Source organism: Streptomyces sp. NPDC096311 (assembly GCF_044763085.1).
Taxonomy (GTDB): Bacteria; Actinomycetota; Actinomycetes; order Streptomycetales; family Streptomycetaceae; genus Streptomyces.
In genome coordinates this window covers 309502-331135 of the sequence record NZ_JBIWFN010000002.1, presented here as the reverse complement: position 1 = coordinate 331135, position 21634 = coordinate 309502, and the positions used below count along the sequence as shown (strand labels likewise).

General features: G+C 71.2%; 24 protein-coding genes and 1 pseudogene. 14 read left to right on the top strand and 11 right to left on the bottom strand.

The genetic code is table 11. The annotated features are described in order from the left end of the window. Nucleotides 1-332 precede the first annotated feature (332 nt). From ACIRA5_RS06120 to ACIRA5_RS06110, 3 genes are all read left to right on the top strand, one after another. Nucleotides 333-875 (top strand): DUF1707 domain-containing protein, encoded by a 543-nt coding sequence (locus tag ACIRA5_RS06120; RefSeq protein ID WP_403687796.1) that lies wholly within the window; start codon nt 333-335, stop codon nt 873-875. A 245-nt stretch (nt 876-1120) separates the two neighbouring features. Continuing rightward, entirely contained in the window at nt 1121-1789 is a 669-nt protein-coding gene (locus ACIRA5_RS06115) for a GNAT family N-acetyltransferase (protein WP_403687794.1), read from the top strand. A 159-nt stretch (nt 1790-1948) separates the two neighbouring features. Continuing rightward, complete coding sequence (locus tag ACIRA5_RS06110) at nt 1949-2197, top strand: hypothetical protein (RefSeq protein WP_403687791.1); 249 nt, start codon at nt 1949-1951, stop codon at nt 2195-2197. A gap of 373 nt (nt 2198-2570) precedes the next feature. Here the strand turns inward: ACIRA5_RS06110 and ACIRA5_RS06105 are convergent. Next, nucleotides 2571-2726: pseudogene (locus ACIRA5_RS06105) on the bottom strand (tyrosine-type recombinase/integrase); the annotation flags it as partial. 324 nt (nt 2727-3050) lie between these two features. Here ACIRA5_RS06105 and ACIRA5_RS06100 point away from each other — a divergent pair. The 3 genes from ACIRA5_RS06100 to ACIRA5_RS06090 all read left to right on the top strand — a co-directional run bounded on the left by ACIRA5_RS06100 (nt 3051) and on the right by ACIRA5_RS06090 (nt 4366). Continuing rightward, nucleotides 3051-3425 (top strand): hypothetical protein, encoded by a 375-nt coding sequence (locus ACIRA5_RS06100; RefSeq protein WP_403687789.1) that lies wholly within the window; start codon nt 3051-3053, stop codon nt 3423-3425. 126 nt (nt 3426-3551) lie between these two features. Then, a complete protein-coding gene (locus tag ACIRA5_RS06095) occupies nt 3552-3776 on the top strand; it encodes a hypothetical protein (RefSeq protein ID WP_352045705.1) in 225 nt (74 codons plus the stop codon). Nucleotides 3777-3838: 62 nt separating this feature from the next. Beyond that, complete coding sequence (locus tag ACIRA5_RS06090) at nt 3839-4366, top strand: GNAT family N-acetyltransferase (protein ID WP_403687786.1); 528 nt, start codon at nt 3839-3841, stop codon at nt 4364-4366. A 20-nt stretch (nt 4367-4386) separates the two neighbouring features. Here the strand turns inward: ACIRA5_RS06090 and ACIRA5_RS06085 are convergent, their stop codons facing one another. The 3 genes from ACIRA5_RS06085 to ACIRA5_RS06075 all read right to left on the bottom strand — a co-directional run bounded on the left by ACIRA5_RS06085 (nt 4387) and on the right by ACIRA5_RS06075 (nt 6211). Beyond that, nucleotides 4387-5277 (bottom strand): nuclease, encoded by an 891-nt coding sequence (locus tag ACIRA5_RS06085; RefSeq protein ID WP_403687784.1) that lies wholly within the window; start codon nt 5275-5277, stop codon nt 4387-4389. A gap of 74 nt (nt 5278-5351) precedes the next feature. After that, nucleotides 5352-5693 (bottom strand): hypothetical protein, encoded by a 342-nt coding sequence (locus ACIRA5_RS06080; RefSeq protein ID WP_403687781.1) that lies wholly within the window; start codon nt 5691-5693, stop codon nt 5352-5354. 110 nt (nt 5694-5803) lie between these two features. Then, nucleotides 5804-6211, bottom strand: coding sequence for a winged helix-turn-helix transcriptional regulator (locus ACIRA5_RS06075; protein ID WP_403687778.1), 408 nt, complete (start codon nt 6209-6211; stop codon nt 5804-5806). A gap of 116 nt (nt 6212-6327) precedes the next feature. On the opposite strand from ACIRA5_RS06075, the gene ACIRA5_RS06070 reads away from it, so the two are divergent. Further along, complete coding sequence (locus ACIRA5_RS06070; RefSeq protein ID WP_403687775.1) at nt 6328-7203, top strand: alpha/beta fold hydrolase; 876 nt, start codon at nt 6328-6330, stop codon at nt 7201-7203. Here the strand turns inward: ACIRA5_RS06070 and ACIRA5_RS06065 are convergent. Continuing rightward, the gene (locus tag ACIRA5_RS06065; RefSeq protein WP_403687773.1) at nt 7165-8718 is read right to left on the bottom strand and encodes a hypothetical protein; all 1554 of its coding nucleotides are present in this window, start codon (nt 8716-8718) and stop codon (nt 7165-7167) included. The genes ACIRA5_RS06070 and ACIRA5_RS06065 overlap by 39 nt on opposite strands. Before the next feature lie 144 nt (nt 8719-8862). On the opposite strand from ACIRA5_RS06065, the gene ACIRA5_RS06060 reads away from it, so the two are divergent. Genes ACIRA5_RS06060 through ACIRA5_RS06050 form a run of 3 tightly spaced genes read left to right on the top strand, consistent with a single transcriptional unit; the run spans nt 8863 to nt 11410 of the window. Then, nucleotides 8863-9405: a MarR family winged helix-turn-helix transcriptional regulator gene (locus ACIRA5_RS06060; RefSeq protein ID WP_403687770.1), complete on the top strand. Its 543-nt coding sequence runs from the start codon at nt 8863-8865 to the stop codon at nt 9403-9405. Continuing rightward, nucleotides 9405-10817 (top strand): MFS transporter, encoded by a 1413-nt coding sequence (locus ACIRA5_RS06055; RefSeq protein ID WP_403687767.1) that lies wholly within the window; start codon nt 9405-9407, stop codon nt 10815-10817. The genes ACIRA5_RS06060 and ACIRA5_RS06055 overlap by 1 nt, the downstream gene beginning before the upstream one ends. 2 nt (nt 10818-10819) lie before the next feature. Further along, entirely contained in the window at nt 10820-11410 is a 591-nt protein-coding gene (locus ACIRA5_RS06050; protein ID WP_403687764.1) for a hydrolase, read from the top strand. Between the two features lie 61 nt (nt 11411-11471). On the opposite strand, the gene ACIRA5_RS06045 is transcribed toward ACIRA5_RS06050, so the two are convergent. Then, nucleotides 11472-12422, bottom strand: coding sequence for a ketopantoate reductase family protein (locus tag ACIRA5_RS06045; protein ID WP_403687762.1), 951 nt, complete (start codon nt 12420-12422; stop codon nt 11472-11474). Nucleotides 12423-12540: 118 nt separating this feature from the next. Between ACIRA5_RS06045 and ACIRA5_RS06040 the strand changes: the two genes are divergently transcribed. After that, entirely contained in the window at nt 12541-12774 is a 234-nt protein-coding gene (locus tag ACIRA5_RS06040; RefSeq protein ID WP_403687759.1) for a DUF2277 domain-containing protein, read from the top strand. 28 nt (nt 12775-12802) lie between these two features. On the opposite strand, the gene ACIRA5_RS06035 is transcribed toward ACIRA5_RS06040, so the two are convergent. Next, on the bottom strand, nt 12803-13438 hold the full coding sequence (locus ACIRA5_RS06035; protein ID WP_403687757.1) for a DedA family protein: 636 nt from the start codon (nt 13436-13438) through the stop codon (nt 12803-12805). A 201-nt stretch (nt 13439-13639) separates the two neighbouring features. On the opposite strand from ACIRA5_RS06035, the gene ACIRA5_RS06030 reads away from it, so the two are divergent. Continuing rightward, nucleotides 13640-14176 carry a superoxide dismutase family protein gene (locus ACIRA5_RS06030; protein WP_403687755.1) on the top strand — a complete coding sequence of 179 codons (537 nt, stop codon included), beginning with the start codon at nt 13640-13642 and terminating at the stop codon, nt 14174-14176. 101 nt (nt 14177-14277) lie between these two features. Here ACIRA5_RS06030 and ACIRA5_RS06025 read toward each other — a convergent pair whose 3' ends face one another. From ACIRA5_RS06025 to ACIRA5_RS06010, 4 genes are all read right to left on the bottom strand, one after another. Then, the gene (locus tag ACIRA5_RS06025) at nt 14278-14733 is read right to left on the bottom strand and encodes a DoxX family protein (RefSeq protein ID WP_403687753.1); all 456 of its coding nucleotides are present in this window, start codon (nt 14731-14733) and stop codon (nt 14278-14280) included. Between the two features lie 86 nt (nt 14734-14819). Further along, a complete protein-coding gene (locus ACIRA5_RS06020; protein ID WP_403687750.1) occupies nt 14820-16784 on the bottom strand; it encodes an FAD/NAD(P)-binding protein in 1965 nt (654 codons plus the stop codon). A gap of 268 nt (nt 16785-17052) precedes the next feature. Continuing rightward, the gene (locus ACIRA5_RS06015; protein ID WP_403688599.1) at nt 17053-18720 is read right to left on the bottom strand and encodes an alkaline phosphatase D family protein; all 1668 of its coding nucleotides are present in this window, start codon (nt 18718-18720) and stop codon (nt 17053-17055) included. A gap of 131 nt (nt 18721-18851) precedes the next feature. Then, nucleotides 18852-19496, bottom strand: a complete 645-nt coding sequence (locus ACIRA5_RS06010; protein WP_403687747.1) for an HNH endonuclease family protein — start codon at nt 19494-19496, stop codon at nt 18852-18854. Nucleotides 19497-19966: 470 nt separating this feature from the next. Between ACIRA5_RS06010 and ACIRA5_RS06005 the strand changes: the two genes are divergently transcribed. Further along, nucleotides 19967-20548 carry a TMEM165/GDT1 family protein gene (locus tag ACIRA5_RS06005; RefSeq protein ID WP_403687745.1) on the top strand — a complete coding sequence of 194 codons (582 nt, stop codon included), beginning with the start codon at nt 19967-19969 and terminating at the stop codon, nt 20546-20548. Nucleotides 20549-20790: 242 nt separating this feature from the next. Next, complete coding sequence (locus tag ACIRA5_RS06000; protein WP_403687742.1) at nt 20791-21450, top strand: HAD family hydrolase; 660 nt, start codon at nt 20791-20793, stop codon at nt 21448-21450. Nucleotides 21451-21634 lie beyond the last annotated feature (184 nt).

Below are 21634 nucleotides of genomic sequence, written 5' to 3'. Positions count from 1 at the left end.
GCCGCGCCGGGGCCGCTTCACCTTCCTGATCTGCCCGTCCACGTAGTCGGCGATCTCGTGGTCGCGGCCGTTGACGAGGTGCTGATAGACCAGCGCGGCCCGCACCGACGAGTGGCCTGGGGCGGTCGGCTCCACGACTTTGGCCAGCCGCTTTGGCACGAGCCTCGAAGATCATGGCCCCAACGTCGTGCTTTAACGGGCAGGTCCACAGACTGCCCGACTCGCCGGAAGCTTGCGGGGCCATGATCACTCGCGCCGAAGCAGCCCCCGGCCAAAGTCGTTCCGCCGACCTTGGCGTGTTCGCATCACCGGCACGGCACTAGAGTGAGACGGTGGCCTCTCTGCCGGAAGATCTGCCGTCACTGATCAGCGAAGACGACCGCGACGCGGCTGTGCAGCGTCTACAGGAGGCGTACGCCGAAGGGCACATCTCGCACGAGGAGATGGACGAAGACCTCCACCAGGTGCTTACTGCCAAGACGCGCAACGAGCTCGTGTCGGCTCTGGCCTCGCTCCCGGAGGAGAGTGCGGGCACCACGTCCACGATTGCCGCCGCCAGCGGACGGATCCAGCGGCGCGGCCCATGGCGGGTACCTCGGAGCCTCAAGGTTGAGTCCGCATTCGGAAGGGTGCACCTGGACCTGTCCCGGGCGGTCATCGAGCATGCGGTAGTCGACATCGAGTTGCAACTCGGCACCGGCAGAGCCAAGATCACGGTGCCTCGCGACGCGATCGTCGACGTCGAGGGTCTGCAGACCGGGTGGAAGGACCTGCTCTACAAGACCCGTCGGCGTTCCCGCCCCGGCGGGCCGAGGATCCGGATCTCCGGAGCTATGGGATTTGGACGGTTGAAGATCCGCCACGCGCGGCGTTGAGGCCCCATCCGGTACCAGGACGAGCATCTCGGACACACGTGCCCTCTGCGTGTCTGATAGGACGGCGACCGGCGGGGAACCACGGGGAACAGCGGCGCGCGCCCAGAGAACGTCCAGGTCAGCGTCCCACCAGGTCACGCCCCATGCGGTTACGCGATCTTCCGAACTGGGGCTCCGTTTTCCCCAGTTACAAGCCATCTATATAACTTGATCACGGCCGATCGGAGCGGGAACAATTCCTGGTCATGAGCTTGGTATCCCATTGGCCTCTTGCAGGGCTGCGGTTGACCACCCGGCGTCTGGAGCTCCGACTGCCGGACTCGGATGAGCTTGTCGAGCTGGCTTCCTTGGCAGCCGCTGGGGTTCACGATCCAGCGGTGCAGCCATTCACCGTGGCATGGACTGATGTCGCGCCGGAGCAGCGGGCCCAGAGCGTCCTCCAGTACCACTGGCGCTGCTGGGCCGCGTGGAAGCCGGAGGACTGGGACCTGAACTTGGTGGTCCTACGCGACGGCGTCGTTGTGGGGACCCAGGGCATCAGTGCCCGGGACTTCACAGTACGCCGTGAAGTAGGTACCGGCTCCTGGCTCGGTAGGACGTACCACGGGCACGGCCTGGGAACAGAGATGCGCGCGGCGGTCCTGCACCTGGCGTTCGCCGGACTCGGTGCGCAGCAGGCCATCTCAGGGGCATACGTCGATAACTCGGCCTCGCTGGGGGTATCGCGCAAGCTGGGCTACCGCGGCGACGGGATCGAGCGTCACGCTGTACGGGGCAGGCCTGCAGTGCTGCAAAGGCTTCGACTCACCGCTGAGCAGTGGCAAGATCGCCAACGGGTCCCGGTCGTGATCGAAGGCCTGCCGGATTGCCTGACCTGGTTCGGCCTGAACGAGCAGGCTGACATCCAGGGTTGACATCAACGAGGGCAGACAAGGCTGGACTCATGCGGCCTTCCCGGGAATTGGCAGGGCGAGGCAGAGGCAGCCCAGCAGGATCAACGCCGCAGCCGGATCGAACTTACAAGGCGGTGCTCACCAGGCCCCGGAGCCGGTGCGCCAAGTAAGGTCCCGGGCGTGACTACTTCTCCTGAGCACGTCGACAGCAGAGAAGACCTGGCAGCCTTCGTTCGTTCCCTGCATCGCAGCCACGGCGAGGATGGAGGCTCATGGGAGAACCCGGACCTCCCGAGCTTCCTGGAGGCCTTGGCGGCATGGATCGACGACGCGGACGGCTGGTACGGCAACACCGGCCACGAGCTGCCGGCCAGCGGTGACTGGAGGTTCTTCGCACGAGCTCTGCGAGCGGCGGCCATCTACGAGTAGTCCGGGCCGTGTCGAATGCGTGTCGAAGTCGGGTGGTAAGCCGTCGCCGGGGCGGGTGATTACCCAGGTCAGGGCCCAGCCACAGGCGTACGGGCAAAGCGCCTTCTAAGCGCTCCGTCGTTCGGAACGTGCCACAGCCGTGCCACATTGTGCGGTCAACCACGGTCGACGAGGGCTCGCTGCGGTCGAGATGCGCGGTTCGCTTGGGCTGCCGATACAGCTGGAGTGACCTGGGGAGCTCCATCGCCGATCACGTCCGCCCTTACAAGGCGGATGTCGGCGGTTCGAAACCGTCCGCGCCCACCAGGAAGAAGGCCCCCAGCCGATCATGGCTGGGGGTCTTTGACATCCGGATCTGGCATCGGCGCCGGGGCTACTCGCGCTGCGTGTCCTGGACCACGTGGGCGTAGACGTTCGTCGTGACGGCGATCCGGCTGTGCCCCAGGATCTCCGTTACGACGCGTGGCGCCACCCCGGCGGCGGTGATCAGGGTCGTGCAGCCGTGCCGAGCGTCGTGCAGTGGGACGACATCCATGTCCACCCATGGCACAGTCGACGGCAACAGCAAGAGCGGGCGCGGGTCGAACCCCTAATGCGGTGGTCGGCCACGATTGCACCGGTCATGATGACGTCAGCCATGGGGTGACCGCCATGCTGAGCGGAGATCGTGATCCGTGAGGAGATGTCGTGACTGAGCCCGACCTCACCGCGACAGCTGCCATCCCGGCTGCCCTGCATGCTGCCTTGGCGGCGGTCTCGCCGACGATCCCCGGCTCTCGCGGTGCCGCCCTGCTCCTGCTCGGTCATGCCTGCGATGCGACAGTGTCCGAACTCGTCGCACTTGATGTCGCCGATGACCGCCACAAGCGCAAGCCTGGTGGTGAAGATCCGCCGACAGGATCGGGAGCGAGACGACCTGATTTCCCTGTCGCCGCACCGCGCTGACCCCACGAACTGCGTGGTAGCAGCCACTCAAGAGCTGCTCGGCGGCTTGCGCGCAGCAGGCCGAACCGAGGGACCGCTGTTCGTGCGGACCGACGGGTACGCATGGATGACCGAGAGCGCGACCCAGGACAAGCACCCGATCCACGACCCGGCCTCTCGGCTCACGGCTGGTGCTGCCGCAAACATCGTCATCCGAATCGGCCGGGCAGCCGGCATCGAGTTCAACTGTGACTGGACCAGCGACAGTCTGCGCCTGTGCTTCTCCACCGCCACCGGTTCGTGACCATCTGCCGCCACGCCCGAGGGAAGCCTGTCTGCGGGACCAGTCTCAGGAGGCGAGAAGGGCCGAGGCCGGCCGGGGGAACCCGGGGGGCCTGGGCCTTGGTCTTCTTGGCTATCCTCATCCGCCATGCGTGTCGCAGTCATCGTGTCCAAGGCCGTACTTGTCGTTCTCGGCACGTGGGCGGTTCTCGTCGTGGGCCTGGGGCTGGTGGCGCTCCTGCCTGAGCGTGTGCAGTACTACGCGATCTCCCCCTTCACCATGTTCCTCTGGCTGTGCGCCCTTGTGGTGGGTCCCGTGATCTCCTGCCTGGTGCTCCGCCGCTGGATCAGGACCGTGCCGGGCATGCCGTAGCGGGATCCGTGGGTCCCGGGAATTCGGTGGTTGCGCTGGTGGGTGCTGGCCATACTGCGGCCATGGATCCCGTGACTCTGGAGACCGCGCGACTTCTGCTCAGGCCCTTCGGCCCCTCCGACGCGGACGCGGTGTACGCGGCCTGTCAGGACGAGGACATCCAGTACTACACGCCGGCGCCGTCACCGTTTCGGCGTGAGGATGCCGAGAAGTACGTCGGGGAGACCGCGTCCCAGGGCTGGGCCGGGGATCGCGACCACATTCTGGGTGCCTTCCGGTCGGACAACGGTGCGCTGGTCGGTTCGTTCTGTCTGACGAGGCTCTCCGAGGGGGTCTACGAACTCGGCTACTGGGCGGCCAAGGAGCAGCGCGGCCGGGGGTACTCCGCGGAAGCGGCCCGGGTCCTGTGCGACTGGGGTTTCGCCGTGCTCGGGGCACACCGGATCGAGTGGTGGGCGATGGTCGGGAACGTGCCCTCCCGCGCACTCGCCGAGAAGCTCGGCTTCACCGTCGAGGGAACCCTGCGCCATCGCACCGTGGTCAGGGGTGAACCGCGTGACTGGTGGGTGGGCGGACTTCTGAAGCCCTGATGGTCGGACGTCCGGCCTCGTCATTCCTCGGCGAAGACCAGGTCTTCGATCGGGTGGGTCATGCGTACCGTCCCGCCGTCGACCTCGACCACGTGGTGCAGGCCGGTGAGGGTCTTGGCGGTGGGGCCCTGGGAGAGGATGCGGAATCGGTCGGCGCCGCCGAAGAGGTAGCTGGGGAAGCAGTCCAGCGAGGAGTCGGGCGCGAAGCGCAGGTGGTCCGCGAGGCGGCGGAAGAGCTTCGGGAGCAGCACCAGGTCGTCCGTGAGGGAGGACAGGCCGGTGATCGCCGCCCCGGTGGTCGTCGTGTCCTTGGCCCATACGCCGAGGCCCGCCGACCTCGCCTGCTGGGACACCGCGGTCAGCTCGGTGCGCAGGTCGGGGAAGAGGTCCGAGTAGAAGGTCGGGAAGACCAGGCCGAGCGTGAGCAGGTGGTGGTTGGCGGTGGTGCGGAGCAGCGGTACGTCCACGTTGATCCAGTCGCCGCTCTTCTTGCCCGCGGGTGGTGCGCCGCGACCGGCCAGCGCGACGCAGCGGCTGTGTACGTCGATCGCGCTCGCCAGGATGAAACCGGGCACGCTCTCCGGGGTGCTGGCGGTGACCTTCTCGCCCGTGTGCTGGACGGTGGTGAAACCGAGCCAGCTCAGCAGCTCGTCCCGGGCGGCGTGGGCGCCGAGGTCCAGCGGCTGGTGCACCTCGTGCGGACCCGTGCCCAGATAGTGGGTCTCCAGCGCGTCGATCGCGTCGAGCCGCAGGTTGGCGCCGCCACGGCTGTTCCGGTGGGTCTTGTCGATCTTGTGCGTGCCGGGGATCTCGTACCAGAAGGCCGCGTCGTGCGGGTCGAAGCGGACGGTGTCGCCGTCCGGTTTCGCGTTCAGGATCCGGTAGTCGCCTTCGATGAGGAGCATGGGCATGAGTACCTCCGCGTCAACGCCGGTGACTCATTGTTGCCGCGCGGAGGCTCCCTCGCACCCGGAGTGACACGGAATTACGACGTTTGTGGCGGGCCTTCGTGGGTGTGCTTCAGCTTCGCGCGGGCGTCCACCGTGTCCGGTGGGGCGACCTCCGACCAGAAGCGGTGGCAGGTGACGAAGACGGCGAGTTCTCGTTCACGTTGGCGGAGCTTCTCGACCTCGGCCTGTTCGTCGGGTGTCCAGCCGGGGGAGGCGGGGCGTTCCACCTTGCGCCAGCCCTTGTCGTCGCTGAAGCCGTCCAGGGGCTCCACCGACCAGGGGAGCCTCTTGAGCAGGGCCAGGAGCTCCGCCCGGACCTGATGCAGCTCCTCCTGGCCTGCCAGGAGGTCACTCGGGAAGTCATAGGTCGCAGCCACGCGGCAATGGTACGCCTGTTCGAATTTGAGGTGCGAGTTCCTTCGGGGACTTCACGCGAACGGGTGGGGCGTCCACGGCGGACGGCGTCCTGTCGTGGCGGCCCGAACGGTCAGTCGTCGTCGGCGAGTTCGCGGCCGCGCGCGTTGGCCCGGTCCACCTCGGCCATGTGCTCCTCGGCCCAGGCCCTGACCATGGCCAGCGGGCCCTCCAGTGACAGGCCGAGCGGAGTGAGCCGGTAGTACACGCGCGGCGGCACCGTCGGTTCCACCCTGCGGCCGACCAGGCCGTCGCGGGTCATGCCCTGGAGGGTGACCGACAGCATCTTCTGTGAGACCCCGGGCATCCTGCGCTGCAGTTCCGCGAAGCGCACCTCCTCCGGGGACGCCTCCGCCAGCACTTTGACGGCCATCGACATCCACTTCGTACCGATCCGGTCGAGCAGGCGACGGGTCGGGCACTGCGGATCGAACAGATCCCCGCGAGTCCCGTCGCGGGGCTGTGGCGGAGAAGGGGTCATGAGGGGGTCACCTGGGGCTCACTGCCTGTCGTGGAAGTGCGGTCTTGGCGTCTCCAGGCTAGTTACCTAGCGTTTGGTTGTCACCAATGGTGACCCCCCCCGCACCTGGAGGTCTCATGTCCGTCGCGCTCCGGCAGGTCGAAGTCAACGGCGTCGAACTCAACGTGGCCGTGGCCGGTGAGGGCCCGGCCGTTCTGCTGCTCCACGGCTTCCCGCACACCTGGCAGCTGTGGACCCACGTCCTGGACAGGCTCGCGGGGCGCTACCGAGTCATCGCACCGGACCTGCGCGGATGCGGCGCGAGCGCGCGCACGGCGGGCGGCTACGACGCCGGTACGCTCGCGGCCGACGCCGAAGCCCTGCTCGACACCCTCGGAGAGACCTCGGCCGCCGTGGTCGGCATCGACGCGGGCACCCCGCCGGCCTTCCTGCTCGCCCTGCGCCGCCCCGACCTCGTCCGGCGACTCGTCGTCATGGAGTCGCTGGTGGGCAGGCTGCCGGGCGCCGAGGAGTTCCTCGCCGACGGCGCGCCGTGGTGGTTCGGCTTCCACGCGGAACCCGGCCTCGCGGAATCCGTCCTGACCGGGCACGAGGACCGGTACATCGACTGGTTCCTCGACGCGGGCACCCTCGGGCAGGGCGTGGATCCCGCCGTCCGCGACGCCTTCGTCCACGCGTACACCGGGACCGAGGCCCTGCGCTGCGCCTTCTCGTACTACCGGGCCCTGCCTGAAAGTGCCCGGCAGATCCAGGAAGCCGTCTGTACGGTCCGGCTGACCGTGCCCACCATGGCCATCGGCGCCCACCCCGTGGGCGGCGCGCTCGAACAGCAACTGCGGCCGGTGACCGATCACTTGACCGGCCACGTCATCGAGAACTGTGGGCACATCATCCCGCTGCACCGCCCGGACCGGCTCCTCGGCCTGCTGGAGCCGTTCCTCGCCCCGGCGGGGTCAGGGGATCAGCTTCAGCATCATGGCCGGCGGCAGTGACGGGTTGGCCGCGGCCGCCTCCGCCACGCGCCCCTCGGCGTCGCCGAGCAGTTCGACGACGACCGGTACGGGCAGGGACGGGTGGGCGGCGGCCATCGGTCGCGCCTGTCGGTCGGTCAGGCAGGCGAGCAGGGACGGTGCCGTCGCGTTGCGGTGGCGGGCCACCTCGCGGAACGCCTTCTGGACCGGTGGGTCGTGTCTCGTCACGTGCTCCAGGAGGGCCGGCGACGCGTCCGGGTTCGTCGCCACCTTGGCCAGCACCCGGACTCCGTGACGGTCGATCATGTCGCGCAACCGGGCCTCGGTGAGGCCGGGGTGAGGGGCGATGGACTTGAGCACCTTCGCGTCGGTGTCGGCGGCCAGCGCGTCGCGTGTTCCGGGCGGCAGATCACGTCGTGCGGCCAGGAGCATCCGTACGGCCGGGTCGGGAGACTCGGCCAGGCTCTCGACCTCGGCGGGGGTGGCGGCGGCGATCCGCGGCAGCAGGGTCGCGCCGATCTTGGTGTTGCCCGCCAAGGAGGTGAGCAGGTCCAGTGGCACACGGGGATTGTGGGCCAGTCTGCGCCGAACATCGGGGTCCACGTCGGTGGCCAGCGCGCGCAGGTGGGTGGCGTCGAGCGCGGGGTTCTCGGCGAGGTCGCCCCGTATGCCGGGCAGCGGGTCGTCGACCAGCCGACCCCATACCTCCGGGGACAGATCGGGGCGGGCGGCGAGCGACCAGCGCAGCAGCGCCGAGGAATGGCCGGCGAAGCCGGCGGCGGCCCGGGCGGGCGTGGCCGGGTTGCTCAGCGCCTGCCGCCGCATCTCGTGCACCGTGGACTCGTGGGAACCGGTGCAGAACGCGCCCCGCGGCAGGTCGTCGGCCGGGTGCGAGTGCGAGTGCGAGTGCGAGTGCGAGTGCGGGTGTGGGTGTGGGTGAGCGTGGGCGTGGGCGGCCGGAGTCCGCTCTCGGTCGCAGACCAGGCAGCGCCGCGCCGGAGGCAGCCCGTCCCCGGTCAGCAGCATCTCCAGTACCGCCGGTGGTGTCGCCTCGTTGGCCGCCACTGCGCGGCGGACCTCCGCATGCGGGTGTCGCGCGAGCCGGGCGGCCATGTCCGGAGTGGTCCACAGCGCGAGCTCGGCCACCACCGCGATCTCGGAGTCGGCGGCGAGTGTGTCCGTCACATCGGGGGGAAGGTCCGGGCAGGCGGCCAGCTTCTCGCGGCGCCCGGTGACCGGATCCGTCGCGAGGCGGCGCGCCCACTGCGGGAGGCCGGCCCCCGTGTCGAGCAGGGCGAGCGCGGCCTGCGGCTGGGCCACGGGATCGATGTCGGCGGACGTCAGCCGTCCCTCGTACGCGAGGTGTACGGCGATGTCCTCGTCGCGGGCGGCCAGGGCGAGTGCCTGGGCGCGGCCGAGGTCCGGGCGGGCGGCGAGCTCCGTGGCGATCTCGTCGTCCGCGACCGTGATCAGCCGGTCGACCAGCTCGGCGGGGAGGGCCGGGTTGGCGGCGAGCCCGCACAGGATGTGGTTCACGGGGGCACATCCTGCCCGGGGCGGGCGGGAAGCGCCCGTGGTTTTCTCTTCGGCTCCGTCGCCTCCTCGTATCGACGGAATCGCTCAGCCCAGGCTGCACAGTCTGAACTGGACAGTCTGGACTGAAGGTTCTAGCGTGGGGGCATGGACGACAGCAGGGACGGCACCGAAGGCGCGGACGCCACTGAGGCCTCGAGCGGCACCCCAAGGGCCGCTGACGCCGATGACGGCCTCGGTGTCGACGGGATCTCCGGGTCCGCCGCCCGTGCCGCGCGGGATCTGCGGGTCGCCTTCAACCGGCTGCGGCGGCGGATCCGGGAGGTCGCCGAGACGCAGGGGGAGACGCAGGACCTCACGCCCTCCCAGGTGTCCGCGCTCACGCTGGTGAGCAAGAGCGGCGCCGCGACGGCCAGTGGACTGGCGGCCGCCGAGGGGGTGCGCCCGCAGTCGATGGCCGCCACGCTCGCCGCGCTCGACCAGTACGGGCTGATCGCGCGCAACCCCGACCCCGGGGACGGCCGGCGGCAGCTCGTCACGCTCACCGACGCGGGGCGCGAGCGCATCGAGGGCACCCGGCAGGCCCGTGCGGAGTGGCTGGCCCGGGCCTTCGAGGACCGCTGCACGGAGGCCGAGCGGCAGACCGTCATCGAGGCCATGGCCGTACTGGACCGGCTCACCCGGCCGTGATGCCCAAGATATCCGGACTCGCTCGCTCCGATAGGCCCTCGCGCCCCCGCCCCGCGGACTCCTTCGACCGGCGGCTGATCGCCCCGATGGTCCTCGGATCCGTACTGAACCCCATCAACTCCGCCATGATCGCGGTGGCGTTGGTGCCGATCGGGGCCGCGCTCGGGGCACCGCCCGCGCAGACAGCCTGGCTGGTCACGGGGCTCTACCTGGCCACCGCCGTGGGGCAGCCCGTCATCGGACGGCTCGTGGACACCTACGGACCCCGTCGCCTCTATCTCATCGGGACGGCGCTCGTGGGGATCGCCGGGCTGCTCGGCGCCTTCGCTCCGAGCCTCGGCGCGCTGGTCGCAGCCCGGGTGCTGCTCGGAGTCGGCACCTCCGCCGCGTACCCCGCCTCGATGAGCCTCACCCGCAGTGAGGCCGAGCGCACCGGGCGGGACAGCCCGGCCGGAGTACTGACCGCGCTCGCCGTCTCCGCCCAGACCGTCGCCGTCGTCGGCCCCACCCTGGGCGGACTGCTGATCGGTGTGGGCGGCTGGCGCACCATCTTCCTCGTCAACGTGCCGCTGTCGGTGGCCTGTCTGGTCCTCGGTGTGCTGCGGCTGCCGAAGAGCCCGGGCGGCCGGCGGGAGAGGCGCAGCGTCGATCCGCTCGGCATGGCGCTGTTCGCCGGCCTGCTCGCCGCCCTCATGTTCTTCCTGATGAAACCTCGGGCCGACCACTGGTGGCTGCTCGTCCTCGCCGTCGGCGCGGCAACGGCCTTCGCCCTGCGGGAGGTTCGCGTCGCGGAGCCGTTCATCGATCTGCGGGTGCTCGGCGGCAACGTCCCCATGCTCGCGACCTTCCTGCGCCAATTCCTCAGCTTCACGACGGCGTACGCGTTCCTGTACGGCTTCACACAGTGGCTGGAGGAGGGGCGGGAGCTGTCCGCCGCCACCGCCGGACTCGTCCTGCTGCCCCTGTCGCTCAGCGCGCTGGCCGTCTCCGCCGTCACCGGGCGCCGCGAGGCGATCCGGGGCAAGCTCGTCGTGGGCAGTCTGGTCCAGATCGCCGGGTGTGCCGCGCTGTTGGGCGCGAACTCCGGCAGTGCGATCTGGCTGCTCGGCGCCGTCGGGATCGTCATGGGCGTCCCGCAGGGCCTCAACGGCCTCGCCAACCAGAACGCCCTCTACCGGCAGGCCGACCCCGCCCGTATGGGCTCCGCGGCCGGACTCCTGCGCACCTTCATGTACCTCGGCGCGATGGTCGCCTCAGCCGCCGACGCGGCCGTCTTCCCCCAGGGCGCCGACACCGGGGGCCTGCACGACCTGGCCCTCTTCATGCTCGCCGGAGCCACGCTGCTCCTGGCGGTGACCCTGCTCGACCGATCCCTGCGCACCCTCGCGCCCTCCACCCCCCGAAAGGCCTGACCATGGCTGTCACCACGCTCGACCCGAAGACCGCGCTCGTCGTCATCGACCTGCAGAACGGCATCGCCGGGAACCCGGGCCTCGCCCCGCACCCGGCCGCCGAGGTCGTGGAGCGGGCGGCCCGGCTCGCGGACGCGTTCCGCGAGCAGAGCCTCCCCGTCGTCCTCGTCCGGGTCACCGCCGCCGCCGACGGCGCGGACGGCGTCCACGGGCGCATCGACGGCCCCGCCCGCGCCCCCCGTGTCTGGCCGGAGGGCTGGGACGTCCTCGTCGACGAGCTCGCCGGTCACCCGGAGGACATCGTCGTCACCAAGCGGAACTGGGGCGCGTTCTACGGCACCGACCTCGACCTGCAGCTGCGCCGCCGCGGGATCACCCAGATCGTGCTGGTCGGCATCGCCACCAGCATCGGCGTCGAGTCCAGCGCCCGCGCCGCCCACGAGCACGGCTACCACGTCACCCTGGCCACCGACGCGATGTCCGACATGGACGCCGAGACCCACCGCAACAGCGTCGAGCGGATCTTCCCGCGTCTCGGTGAGACGGGCACGACGGACGAGATCCTGGAAGTGCTGGCCAAGACCCACGCCTGAGCCGCGCGCCAGGTGAACCATGGTCGGGGTGAACCGTGGCCGGGGTGAGCCGTAGCCGGTCTCAGTGGCGGCGGTCGCCCGCCGGCTCCTCCAGCTCCCGCACCAGCCTCCGTGCCACCGGCACGGCCACCCCGTGCCGGTCCGCGGCCCGCAGCAACGCGCCGCCGATCGCGTCCAGTTCGAGCGGACGGCCCGCCTCGGCGTCGCGCTGCATGGAGGACTTGGTGTCCGGCGGGAAGGCGTCGTAGCGGGCGAGGGCCACGGCCGGGTCCGCCGGGCCGCCGCACGCCCCGCTGACGGCGGCCGTCTCCGCGACCAGGGCCGTCAACTCCTCCCGGTGGCGCGTACGGACCTCGCCCAGCGGCACCCCGTAACGGGTCGTCAGCAGCGCGAACGGCGCGAGGAACGACATCTTCGCCCACAGCGTCGACGCCTCGTCGTCCCGTACGCGGATGGCCGGGCCGGCCGCCGCCAACACCCCGGCGAGCGTGTCCAGTCGGCCGCGCGGCACGCTCTCGCCGGTCAGGTCGATCTCGGCGAAGGGGCTGCCGTGTTCGATGACCCCGGGTGCGGTCCGGGTCGACTCGACGCGAATGACGGCGGGGGCGACACGGGCGGCGCCGTAGCGGGCGCGCAGCGTCGCGGGGTGTTCGACACCGTTCAGGAACGGGACCAGCAGGCCGTCGCCGAGCACCTCCGGCCGTACCCGCTCCAGGGCCGCGTCCAGTGCCGTGTGCTTGACGGTGATCAGGCAGGCGTCGACCGGTTCGCGCAGTTCGGTGTCGGCCTCCACGGCCGCCGTGAAGTCCCCGAACCGGCCGCTGCGGACGCGGATGCCGTCCGTGCGCAGCGCCCGCGCCGTTTCGTCCCCGGCCAGACAGATCACCCGGTGTCCGGCCCGCGCCACCAGCGCCGCCAGCAGTCCGCCGACGCCGCCCGGGCCCAGTACCGCCACGGTCGAACGTTCCCCGGCCCGATCCTTCGACTGGTCCTTCGGCTGGTCCTTGGTCATGGCTGTTCGATCCTCTCGTCGGTCGGCCCCGGAAGGTGGCCGCCTCGATGTAGATCATCCCGCTACGGCAACGGAATCGACGCCCCGGGTTCCCACCGGTATGCGCGAGACTGGACGCATGTGCCGCAGCATCAAGACACTCCGCCCGCCCGTGCTCCCCGAAGAGGCCACCGAGGAGGAGGTCCGGGCCGCCGCCCTCCAGTACGTCCGCAAGGTGTCCGGCTTCCGCGCCCCGGCCGCCCACAACCGTGAGGTGTTCGACCGCGCGGTCGAGGCGATCGCCGCCGCCACCGCCGAACTGCTGGACGGCCTGGAGGTACGCGGGGCCGCTCAGCCCCAGCGCGCCGGATAGCCCCCCGCGCGCTCCTCAGGGCCGCAGGTCAGGCGCTGGTGCCCGACTCCTGGGGTTCGGGACGGCGCATCAGGTACGCCGCGCCCGCCCCCGCGCCGAACAGCGCCAGGAACGACACCCCGGTCGCGAACCAGCTCGCGCCCAGCCACTGGCCGCCGAAGTAGCCGAGGGCGACGCTGTAGGCGGCCCAGGCCAGGCCCGCCACGATCGACCACGGCAGGAACTCGCGGACCCGACGGTGGGCCGCGCCCGCGCCGAGTGAGACGACCGAGCGTCCGGCGGGCGCGAAGCGGGCGAGGACGACCAGCGCGCCCCGGGCGCCGCCGCCGCGCGCGAGGACCGCGCCGAGACGTTCCTGCGCGCGGGACAGCCGGCGCGAGCGGGCTATGGCCCGGTCCAGGCGTTCGCCGCCGCGCCACGCCAGCCGGTAGGCCACCAGGTCGCCGAGGACCGAGGCGGTGGCCGCGGAGAGGGTGAGCGCCATGATGTTGGGCACCGCCTGCCCGACGGCGGCCCCCGCGGAGCCCGCCGCCGCTGCCGTGGCCGCCGTGATGACGAGGACGCCGCTCGGCAGGACCGGCAGGAAGACGTCCAGCAGGACCGAGACGGCCACCGCCGCGTAGATCCATGGGCTGCCCGTCAGCGGCCCCACACTCTCCAACACCGAAACTCCCCTGTACTCCCCCGTTGGCACGACCTCGCCGCTACGTCGCGGGGGAGCGGCAGGCGGCCTGTGACAGCCATACAGCGTACGCGGCGGGTGTGACAGGAGGGTCACTGGGGGTTCATGTGCTCCTCACGGCGGGAGCGAGTAGGGGAGGGGTGAAGTCAGGGCGGGGACGAGTGCCGGAGGAGTGGGACAACGATGGTGGCAGGGATGATCGCCGGTGCCCTGGCGTCGGCCGTACTGACGGTGGGCGGCGGCGCGGGAGCGGACGGCTATTGGATGACGACGGACGCGCGGTTCGCGCCGCCCGGCGCCTTCCTCCCGTCGGCGGCACTGACGTACGACATGCAGGCCGTTCCGGCGGCCGGCGGGATCGAGGTGAGCCAGCTGATGGACGAGCGGGGCGCGACGACCGTACGGCTGCGGGTGACCGGAGTGAAGGCGGGCCACGCGTTCGGGGCGCGGGTGCACCAGAAGTCCTGCGCCGCCGATCCGGCCGCGGCGGGCGGGGTCTACCAGCACCGCGAGGACCCGGCTCACACCGATCCCGACAACGAGGTGTGGCTGGACTTCACCGCCGACGCGAACGGGACGGGTGAGGCGAGGACCCGGCACGACTGGGGCTTCCGGCCGGGCGGGGCCGGTTCGGTCGTGCTCTACGACGGGCCGGGCGCGGGAGGTACGCGGCTGGCGTGCTTCACCGTCCCGTTCGGCTGGGTCGCCGGGACCGCCTGAGCGTGGGCGGGTCGCGGGGACGGCCCGGGCCAGGGCGGGTCGCCGGGACGGCGCCCACCTCCGGGTGAGGGAGGCGGGCGCCGTCACGAGTGGCGGCCGGGTCAGGCCGCGACGGGCTCCGAGGCCCGCTCGTCCGTACGGGACGCGGCCGTGCGCCCGGCGAAGAGCCGGTCGAGGCCGAGCGCGCCGGAGCCGGTGAAGACCAGCAGCAGCATGGCCCAGCAGAACAGCACGGGGAGCTCGCCGCCGTTCTGGATCGGCCACAGGGCCGACGACTGGTGCACGTCGAAGTACGCGTACGCCATCGAGCCCGACGCGATGAACGCCGCGCCGCGGGTGCCGAGGCCCAGCAGCACCAGGGCGCCGCCGACGAGCTGGATCACGGCCGCGTACCAGCCCGGCCAGGTGCCGGACGGGATGGAGCCGCCGTCGGTGCCGGCCGCGCCGCCGAGGACACCGAAGAGCGAGGCGGCGCCGTGCACGGCGAAGAGCAGGCCTATGACGATGCGGAACAGGCCGATGGCGTACGGCTGAGCGCTGTTGAGGCGGTCGGTCATGTGGGGGACTCCTTCGGTCTGGTCCGGTCCGTGGGGGAACCGGATCCTGGGGGCGGAACCGAGTGAGTCACCAAGGTTAGGTGAACCTAATCAATGCTTGCAAGTTCAACATTTAGCCATGGGCCGGATTCCGCTTGGGCTTCCGTCTCCGCTGTCGCCGCGCGCAGGGCGGCCCGCGCCACCGCGTCGGCGTCCGAAAGCGTGACCGAATCCACACCCGGCCGGGCCCCGGCCGCGGTCACCCAGTGCACGCCCTCCGTGGGTACCCCGAAGGCGAACCGCCGTGCGTGCGCGTGACCTTGACTGTCCCTCAGACGGTAGGGCCGCGGTGTCACGTCCAGTCCTCCGGTTTCGTAACCGTCGCTCGTGTGCGGACGGCACCCGCCCGTCCTCAGCAGCCGGGTGAGCAACTCGTCGCCCGTCCGTCTGAGGTCCGGTTCCGGCAGCCGTGCCTCTATCAGCGTCGTCGCGCGCACGGTCGAGCCCGGCACGTCGGGGGAGTGCGCGACCCACGCCCCGTCCTCGGCCCGCACCTCCAGCCGGGGGCCCGGAACGTCCAGGACGCCCGCCTCGATCAGCGCGGCCATCTCCTCGACGCGGCGGCGGGGCGGCCCGATGGAGAGGAAGGCGTTGAGCGGTGTGTACCAGCGGTCCAGGTGGTCGCGCCGCGAGCCGCCCGGCAGGCCCCCGTGGTCCACGATCCGCCGCACCTCGTTGCGCAGGTCGCGCAGTACGTCCAGGGCGGCCTTCAGGGGACCGTCGACGTTCCCGAGCGCGGCCTGCTCGGCGTCTTCGCGCAGATGTGCCAGCAGCCAGGAGCGCCAGGCGCCGGGCGTGGCGAAGTCGCGGCCGGCGTACGGGCGCGAAACGCGGTCCCAGCACCAGCGCTCGCCCTCCGGGACGCCGAACTCGTCGAGGGCGCGGGTCTCTTGAGGGCTCCGGTGCGGGGCGGCGAGGAAACGGTCCCTGAACTCCAGCAGCCTCGGACGCTCCCACCGCCCGGCGCACACCCCCTCGTAGTAGACCGCCTCCACCTCCTTCGCGATCAGCGGCCATATCTCGCCCAGGAAGTCCGGCGCCTCACCGGAGTCGGCGCGCTTGCGGAAGCCGGCGATGACCTCGTCGGTGAGGACGAGGGGGAGGTGGCGGCCGTAGGGGCCCTTCGCGTTGTCGCCGCGGGCCTGGTACGGGACACCGCGGCGCGAGCCCGCGTACAGCCGGGGCTCGCGGCCGGAGGGGAGGTAGCACAGGCCCTCGGCGGTGCGGGTGAAGCGGCCGCCGCGGCCCGTCGTGAGCAGGGCCATGTGGTCGAAGAAGTTGAGACCGAGGCCGCGCAGCAGGACCGGTTCGCCGGGAGCGGGTCCGGCGGCGGAGAGGTCGACGTCCGCCGGGTTGGCGGGCGGGATGTGGCGCAGGCCGTGCCGTTCGGCGTACGCCGTGAGGTCGCGTTGGGCGCGATCCGGGGCCGCCGGTAGATGGCCCTGGGCGAGGACGACCGCGGACAGCTCCGGCAGTGTGCGCCCGTTGTCGAGGGTGAGGGTCTGGCGGCCGTCGGGGTCGTCGTCGAGCCGTACCGCGCGCGCCGGGTGCACCTCGACACGCACGCCGGGCGGCGCTGCGCGCGCCACCTCGCCGAACACCCACTCCAGGTAGCGGCCGTAGTGCGCGCGGGTCGGGTAGTCGTCCGGGCCCAGCTCGCCGCCCGCCCAGGTGTGCAGGCTCGGCCCGGGGCGGACCGGGCCCGAGCAGTCCACGCTGTCGTCGGTGAAGAGGGTGACCTGCGAGGCCACGGTGTTCATCAGCAGATGGGGCGACTGCGCGGTGCGCCAGACGCGGCCGGGGCCGGGTGGCGACGGGTCGACCACGTGGACCGTCAGCCGTGCTCCGGGCGGGAGCAGCTCCGGCGCTGAGGCGCACAGGCGTTCAAGGACGCTGGTGCCCCGTGGTCCCGCGCCGACGACGGCGAGGGACACATCGACGGCAGGGGTGGTCCCGGACGGCGCGGCGCTCACTGCAGACAAAGGTGTGACTCCCGGGCATGGAGGGCGCATGACGGCGAACCGCCTGCGGGGAGCTCCACGGGAAGGTCCCCTGGAAGCGGACGGTCCGCCTCATCATGCCGTCGGCGAGAACCCGAACCGAGCCCCGGGCGGGAGGATCGCCGCCCGCTGGGGGATGCGTCACGGGTACCTCACGCGGCCCTCACGCACCTCTCGCACGGCTGACACGCTTGCTTCACAAGCGTGTTGGGAACGGCAGCGGACGAGGGAGGACGACAGCAGAAGGCGGCAGAGGGCGACCGCGCACGACCGTGGACGTTCACGAACCGATCTCGGACTCCATGACCGTCCGCAGCCGGGCGGCGCCCCCGCCCTTCCCCGCCCGCGCCTGCTCCAGCCGCAGCCGGGCCGAACGTCCGTGCAGCGTCAGGGTCATGAGCTGGTTGCCGAACCAAGGGCCGCCGGTCTTGCGCCAGTCGACGGGCGGCCGGTCGCACTTGCCGTGCCGGGCGAACCGGCGCCCGATCGCCTGGCCGACCGCGCTCCACCCGAAGCGGAAGCCGAGCCGTATGGACAGGGGGATGGAGTTGTGGACGGGAGAGCAGGTCAGCTGGAGGACACGGGCGTCGGGGGAGCGGGGGGAGCCGGGGGTCCCAGGGGTCCCGGAAGGCCACTGAGGCTCGGCGATGTAGGCGTGGTGGACGTCTCCGGACAGCACGGACACCGTCGCCGGGGCGTCCGGTCCGGAACCGGCCTCGGCGATCAGCTCCGCGAGCGCGGCGAAGGACGCGGGGAAGGCCGCCCAGTGTTCGAGGTCGGCCCGGCGGCGCAGCTTCTCCCCGAACCGGGCCCAGCGCGCGCCCCGTTCGCCCCGGCACAGGGCGGCGTCCCATGTCTCGGCGTCGTGCACGAGGTGGGGGAGCAGCCAGGGCAGTGAGGTGCCGATCAGGAGGTGGTCGCAGGAGCCCGGCGCGTCCAGCGCCTGCTCGCGCAGCCACCGCTCCTCGCCCGCGTCCAGCATCGCCCGCTGGTCCTCGGCCAGCACGCGGGCCGCCCGGGTGTCCACCATCAGCAGCCGTACGCGGCCGAAGTCGCGGCGGTAGCTCCAGCGGACGGAGGCCGGGTCGGCGTCGGACTGGGCGGCGAAGGCGCTCAGCACGTCGGTGCCGTCGGGGGTCTCGCGGACGGCGGCGTACAGAGCGTCCTCGGCGAGTTCGCGCGGTGAGAGGTTGCCGAGGTGCTGGTGGACCCAGTACGACATCAGTCCGCTCAGCAGCCGCTCGCGCCACCACGCCGTGGCCCGCATGTCGGCGAGCCAGGAGGCGCTGGTGTTCCAGTCGTCGATGACGTCGTGGTCGTCGAAGATCATGCAGCTCGGTACGGTCGACAGCAGCCAGCGCACTTCCGGGTCGAGCCAGGATTCGTAGTAGAGGCGGGTGTACTCCTCGTAGTCCGCGACCTGGTCGCCCGGGGGGTCCGCGAGGTTGCGGCGGGCGGCGAGCCAGCGCTGGGTGGCCTTCGAGGTCTCGTCGGCGTACACCTGGTCGCCCAACAGGACCAGGACGTCCGGCCGTTCGCTCCCGGGCTCGCCCGCGATACGGGCCGCCAGCGTGTCCAGCGCGTCGGGTCCGACCGGGTCCTTCCCGTCGGCGGGCGGCGCGGCCCAGCGGCAGGAGCCGAAGGTGACGCGGACGGCGTCCTCCTCGCCCCGGGTGCGGACGACGGAGGGTGGGAAGGGGGAGCCGGGCAGCGGCCAGACGCCGACGCCGTCCAGCAGCACCTCGTAGGTGGTGTCCGTGCCCGGGGCCAGACCGCTCACCGGCACCAACGCGTAGTGGTGTCCGGCGACTTGGAAGGTGCGGGCCGAGCCGCGGGCGCCGTCGGCGCAGCGCACCTCGGCGGTGCACGGACGGCTCGCCTCGACCCAGAAGGTCGCGGACGAGCCGTCGACGTACCTCAGCAGCGGTCCCAGGCGCAGCTCCGCCAAGGTGATCACCCCTCTCCGTCGCCCCGTACGGTACGGAACGACGGAGAGGAGCGGGGAGGTTCCGGTAACTGCGCCGGTTTCCGTGGGGGGGAGGGGACCGGCGGTGAGCCGTGGGGGGATCGGTGCGGGGATCAGCAGCCGTTGAGGACCGAGCTGAGCTTGCTCTTCTCCGCCGAGTCGACCTTGAGGTTGTAGTAGTACTTCACCTGGACCCAGGCGCGGACGTAGGTGCAGGCGTAGGAGCTGAGCGGGGGCATCCACTCGGCCGGGTCCTGGTCGCTCTTCTGCTGGTTCACGTTGTCCGTGACGGCGATGAGCTGCGGACGGGTGACGTCGTTGGCGAAGGCCTGGCGCTGGGCGGTGGTCCAGGCGCTGGCGCCGGAGTCCCAGGCCTCGGCGAGCGGGACGAGGTGGTCGATGTCCAGGTCGGAGGCGGCGGTCCAGGTGGCGCCGTCGTAGACCGAGTACCAGGTGCCGCTGGTGGCGGTGCAGGCGGAGTTGGTGACGACGTTCGAACCGTCGCGCTTGAGGACGTACTCACGGGTGTTGCAGGTGCCGCTGATGGTGATCCAGGTGGGGAACAGGTCCCGGTTGTAGCCGGTGCGGTTCTCCGTCGCCACGGTGAGCGAGGCGAGGTAGGTGCGCGCGGTGGCGGCGCTGACCGGGGTGGGGAGTGCGGCGGAGGCGGTCGGGCCGTTGAAAATCCCGACCATGGCTATCAGGCCGGTGAAGGCTGCGAGTATGCTCAGCCGTCGACGCGCGTAGACCTTTGGCATGCGAACTCCCTTGAGGTGGGGGGACGTTGGGGCGAGCGGGCCCATGCTCGCGGTGGCGCATTTCCGGAAGGTGTGAGGCAGGTAAGAAGTTAGTGACGTGTGCATGACATGCCAAGGGGTTCGGGGTAATCGGTTTCTGCGGATCGGGGAAGGCGGGCTCCGAAGGTGCGGCGGTGTGGCCGGTCCGAGGGGCTCGGGACCTTCGGCCCTGTCCGGCCCGTTTCGTCATCCCGTACGATGGGTGGCGCAGAAGGGGAGTAGCTCTTCGCCGGACCGTCGACATACTGCTCAGCTCGTCTGAGCCGGCGCCCGGAGGCAGACCGTCACGGTCGGCCAGCGAGACCTTCGGCAGAGCAGTGCACTGTCCGCGCGTACGTCCTCGTGCGGGCGCCGATGTGTGCTGCCGTGCCGAGGTGTCGCGCAGCAGTCACAGCACTCTCGGTGGGGCGGCCCCGACCGATTGAGGGATTTTGATCAGCATCACCGTGATGGCGCTCGTCTTCGGCGTCGTCTTCCTCGCCGAGCTGCCGGACAAGACCGCGCTCGCCGGGCTCGTCCTCGGCACCCGCTATCGCGCCTCGTACGTCTTCGTGGGCGTCGCCGCCGCCTTCGCCGTACATGTCACGCTCGCCGTCGCCGCGGGCAGTGTGCTGACCCTGCTGCCGCAGCAGATCGTGCACGCGATCACGGGTGTGCTGTTCCTCGCCGGTGCCGCCGTGCTGCTCCTGAAGAAGGGCGAGGACGAGGAGGAGATCCGCGATCCCGCGAACCAGAGCTTCTGGAAGGTCTCGGGGGCGGGCTTCATGCTCATCCTGGTCGCCGAGTTCGGTGATCTCACGCAGATCATGACGGCGAACCTCGCCGCCCGGTACGACGACCCGCTCTCGGTCGGCCTCGGTGCGGTGCTCGCGCTCTGGGCGGTGGCCGGACTCGGCATCGTCGGCGGCAAGGCCCTGATGAAGCGGGTTCCGCTGGAGCTCATCACCAAGGTCGCGGCCATGCTGATGCTGGCGCTGGGCGTCTGGAGTCTGTACGAGGCGGTGGCGGCCTGAGCCACTGGTGCCCCGCTCGTCGGGGCGTCGGTCGGGGCGTCGGTCGGGCGTCGTCGAAGGGCCCGACGTTCGTCCCGGACGGAGGTGGTGGCGCCGGCCCCTCTTGTTTTGTATGGTAGAGAAACAAAGTGGCTCCCGTCCGCACTCCCTGACCGGCGGGCGGGGCCGCCTTGTCCCCGGGGGACCCGGTGCTGATCCAATGGACGCCCCCGGCCCCTTCCCCCATGCTCTGGAGCCTGCCGATGACGGCCACCACCGTTCTGACCGCCCGCGCCCTCCTGCTCGACATGGACGGCACCCTCGTCAACTCGGACGCCGTGGTCGAGCGCTGCTGGCGCCGCTGGGCCGACCGGCACGGGCTGGACGGGGACGAGGTCATGAAGGTCGTCCACGGGCGGCAGGGGTACGCGTCGATGGCGGTGCTGCTGCCGAACCGGCCCATGGAGCAGAACTACGCCGACAACGCGCGCATGCTCGCCGAGGAGACCGCGGACATGGACGGGGTCGTCGCGATTCCGGGTGCCGCGGAGTTTCTTGCCTCGCTGGACGGGGTGCCGCATGCCCTTGTCACTTCCGCGGATGTGGGGCTGTCCACGGCGCGGATGGCTGCCGCCGGGCTGGGGCTGCCGGATGTGCGGGTCACCGCGGAGTCCGTCGGTGCGAGCAAGCCTGATCCGGAGGGTTTTCTGAAGGGTGCCGCCGAGTTGGGTGTGGCGCCTGAGGAGTGTGTTGTCTTCGAGGATTCGGGGGCCGGGATTTCCGCTGGGCGGGGGGCCGGGATGCGGGTGGTCGGGGTGGGGCCGCGGGCCGGCTTTCATCGGCCGGATGTCGTGGTGCGGGATCTGACGCAGGTGCGGGTGGAGGTTGACGGGGGCGGGACGATACGCCTGCACATCGCCTGACACCGGGTTTCCTCGCCCCCGCCGCCCCTACCCGTCCCCTCACCAGGGGCTCCGCCCCAGCCCCCCATCGGCCTGAACGGCCTCGTCCTCAAACGCCGGACAGGCTGAAAGACGCGCGCCGACGCCCTCAAGGGACGCGGGGAACTGTGCGCCCAGCTCCCGCCGGGCCGCAGTCGAAGAACTC

What these genes read in the sequence shown, in the direction of transcription:
- ACIRA5_RS06115 (WP_403687794.1), top strand. Translation starts at nt 1,121, where the DNA reads ATGAGCTTGGTATCCCATTGGCCTCTTGCAGGGCTGCGGTTGACCACC.
- ACIRA5_RS06100 (WP_403687789.1), top strand. Translation starts at nt 3,051, where the DNA reads ATGACCGCCACAAGCGCAAGCCTGGTGGTGAAGATCCGCCGACAGGAT.
- ACIRA5_RS06095 (WP_352045705.1), top strand. Translation starts at nt 3,552, where the DNA reads ATGCGTGTCGCAGTCATCGTGTCCAAGGCCGTACTTGTCGTTCTCGGC.
- ACIRA5_RS06090 (WP_403687786.1), top strand. Translation starts at nt 3,839, where the DNA reads ATGGATCCCGTGACTCTGGAGACCGCGCGACTTCTGCTCAGGCCCTTC.
- ACIRA5_RS06085 (WP_403687784.1), bottom strand. Translation starts at nt 5,277, where the DNA reads ATGCCCATGCTCCTCATCGAAGGCGACTACCGGATCCTGAACGCGAAA.
- ACIRA5_RS06075 (WP_403687778.1), bottom strand. Translation starts at nt 6,211, where the DNA reads ATGACCCCTTCTCCGCCACAGCCCCGCGACGGGACTCGCGGGGATCTG.
- ACIRA5_RS06070 (WP_403687775.1), top strand. Translation starts at nt 6,328, where the DNA reads ATGTCCGTCGCGCTCCGGCAGGTCGAAGTCAACGGCGTCGAACTCAAC.
- ACIRA5_RS06060 (WP_403687770.1), top strand. Translation starts at nt 8,863, where the DNA reads ATGGACGACAGCAGGGACGGCACCGAAGGCGCGGACGCCACTGAGGCC.
- ACIRA5_RS06055 (WP_403687767.1), top strand. Translation starts at nt 9,405, where the DNA reads ATGCCCAAGATATCCGGACTCGCTCGCTCCGATAGGCCCTCGCGCCCC.
- ACIRA5_RS06050 (WP_403687764.1), top strand. Translation starts at nt 10,820, where the DNA reads ATGGCTGTCACCACGCTCGACCCGAAGACCGCGCTCGTCGTCATCGAC.
- ACIRA5_RS06045 (WP_403687762.1), bottom strand. Translation starts at nt 12,422, where the DNA reads ATGACCAAGGACCAGCCGAAGGACCAGTCGAAGGATCGGGCCGGGGAA.
- ACIRA5_RS06040 (WP_403687759.1), top strand. Translation starts at nt 12,541, where the DNA reads ATGTGCCGCAGCATCAAGACACTCCGCCCGCCCGTGCTCCCCGAAGAG.
- ACIRA5_RS06030 (WP_403687755.1), top strand. Translation starts at nt 13,640, where the DNA reads ATGGTGGCAGGGATGATCGCCGGTGCCCTGGCGTCGGCCGTACTGACG.
- ACIRA5_RS06025 (WP_403687753.1), bottom strand. Translation starts at nt 14,733, where the DNA reads ATGACCGACCGCCTCAACAGCGCTCAGCCGTACGCCATCGGCCTGTTC.
- ACIRA5_RS06020 (WP_403687750.1), bottom strand. Translation starts at nt 16,784, where the DNA reads ATGCGCCCTCCATGCCCGGGAGTCACACCTTTGTCTGCAGTGAGCGCC.
- ACIRA5_RS06010 (WP_403687747.1), bottom strand. Translation starts at nt 19,496, where the DNA reads ATGCCAAAGGTCTACGCGCGTCGACGGCTGAGCATACTCGCAGCCTTC.
- ACIRA5_RS06000 (WP_403687742.1), top strand. Translation starts at nt 20,791, where the DNA reads ATGACGGCCACCACCGTTCTGACCGCCCGCGCCCTCCTGCTCGACATG.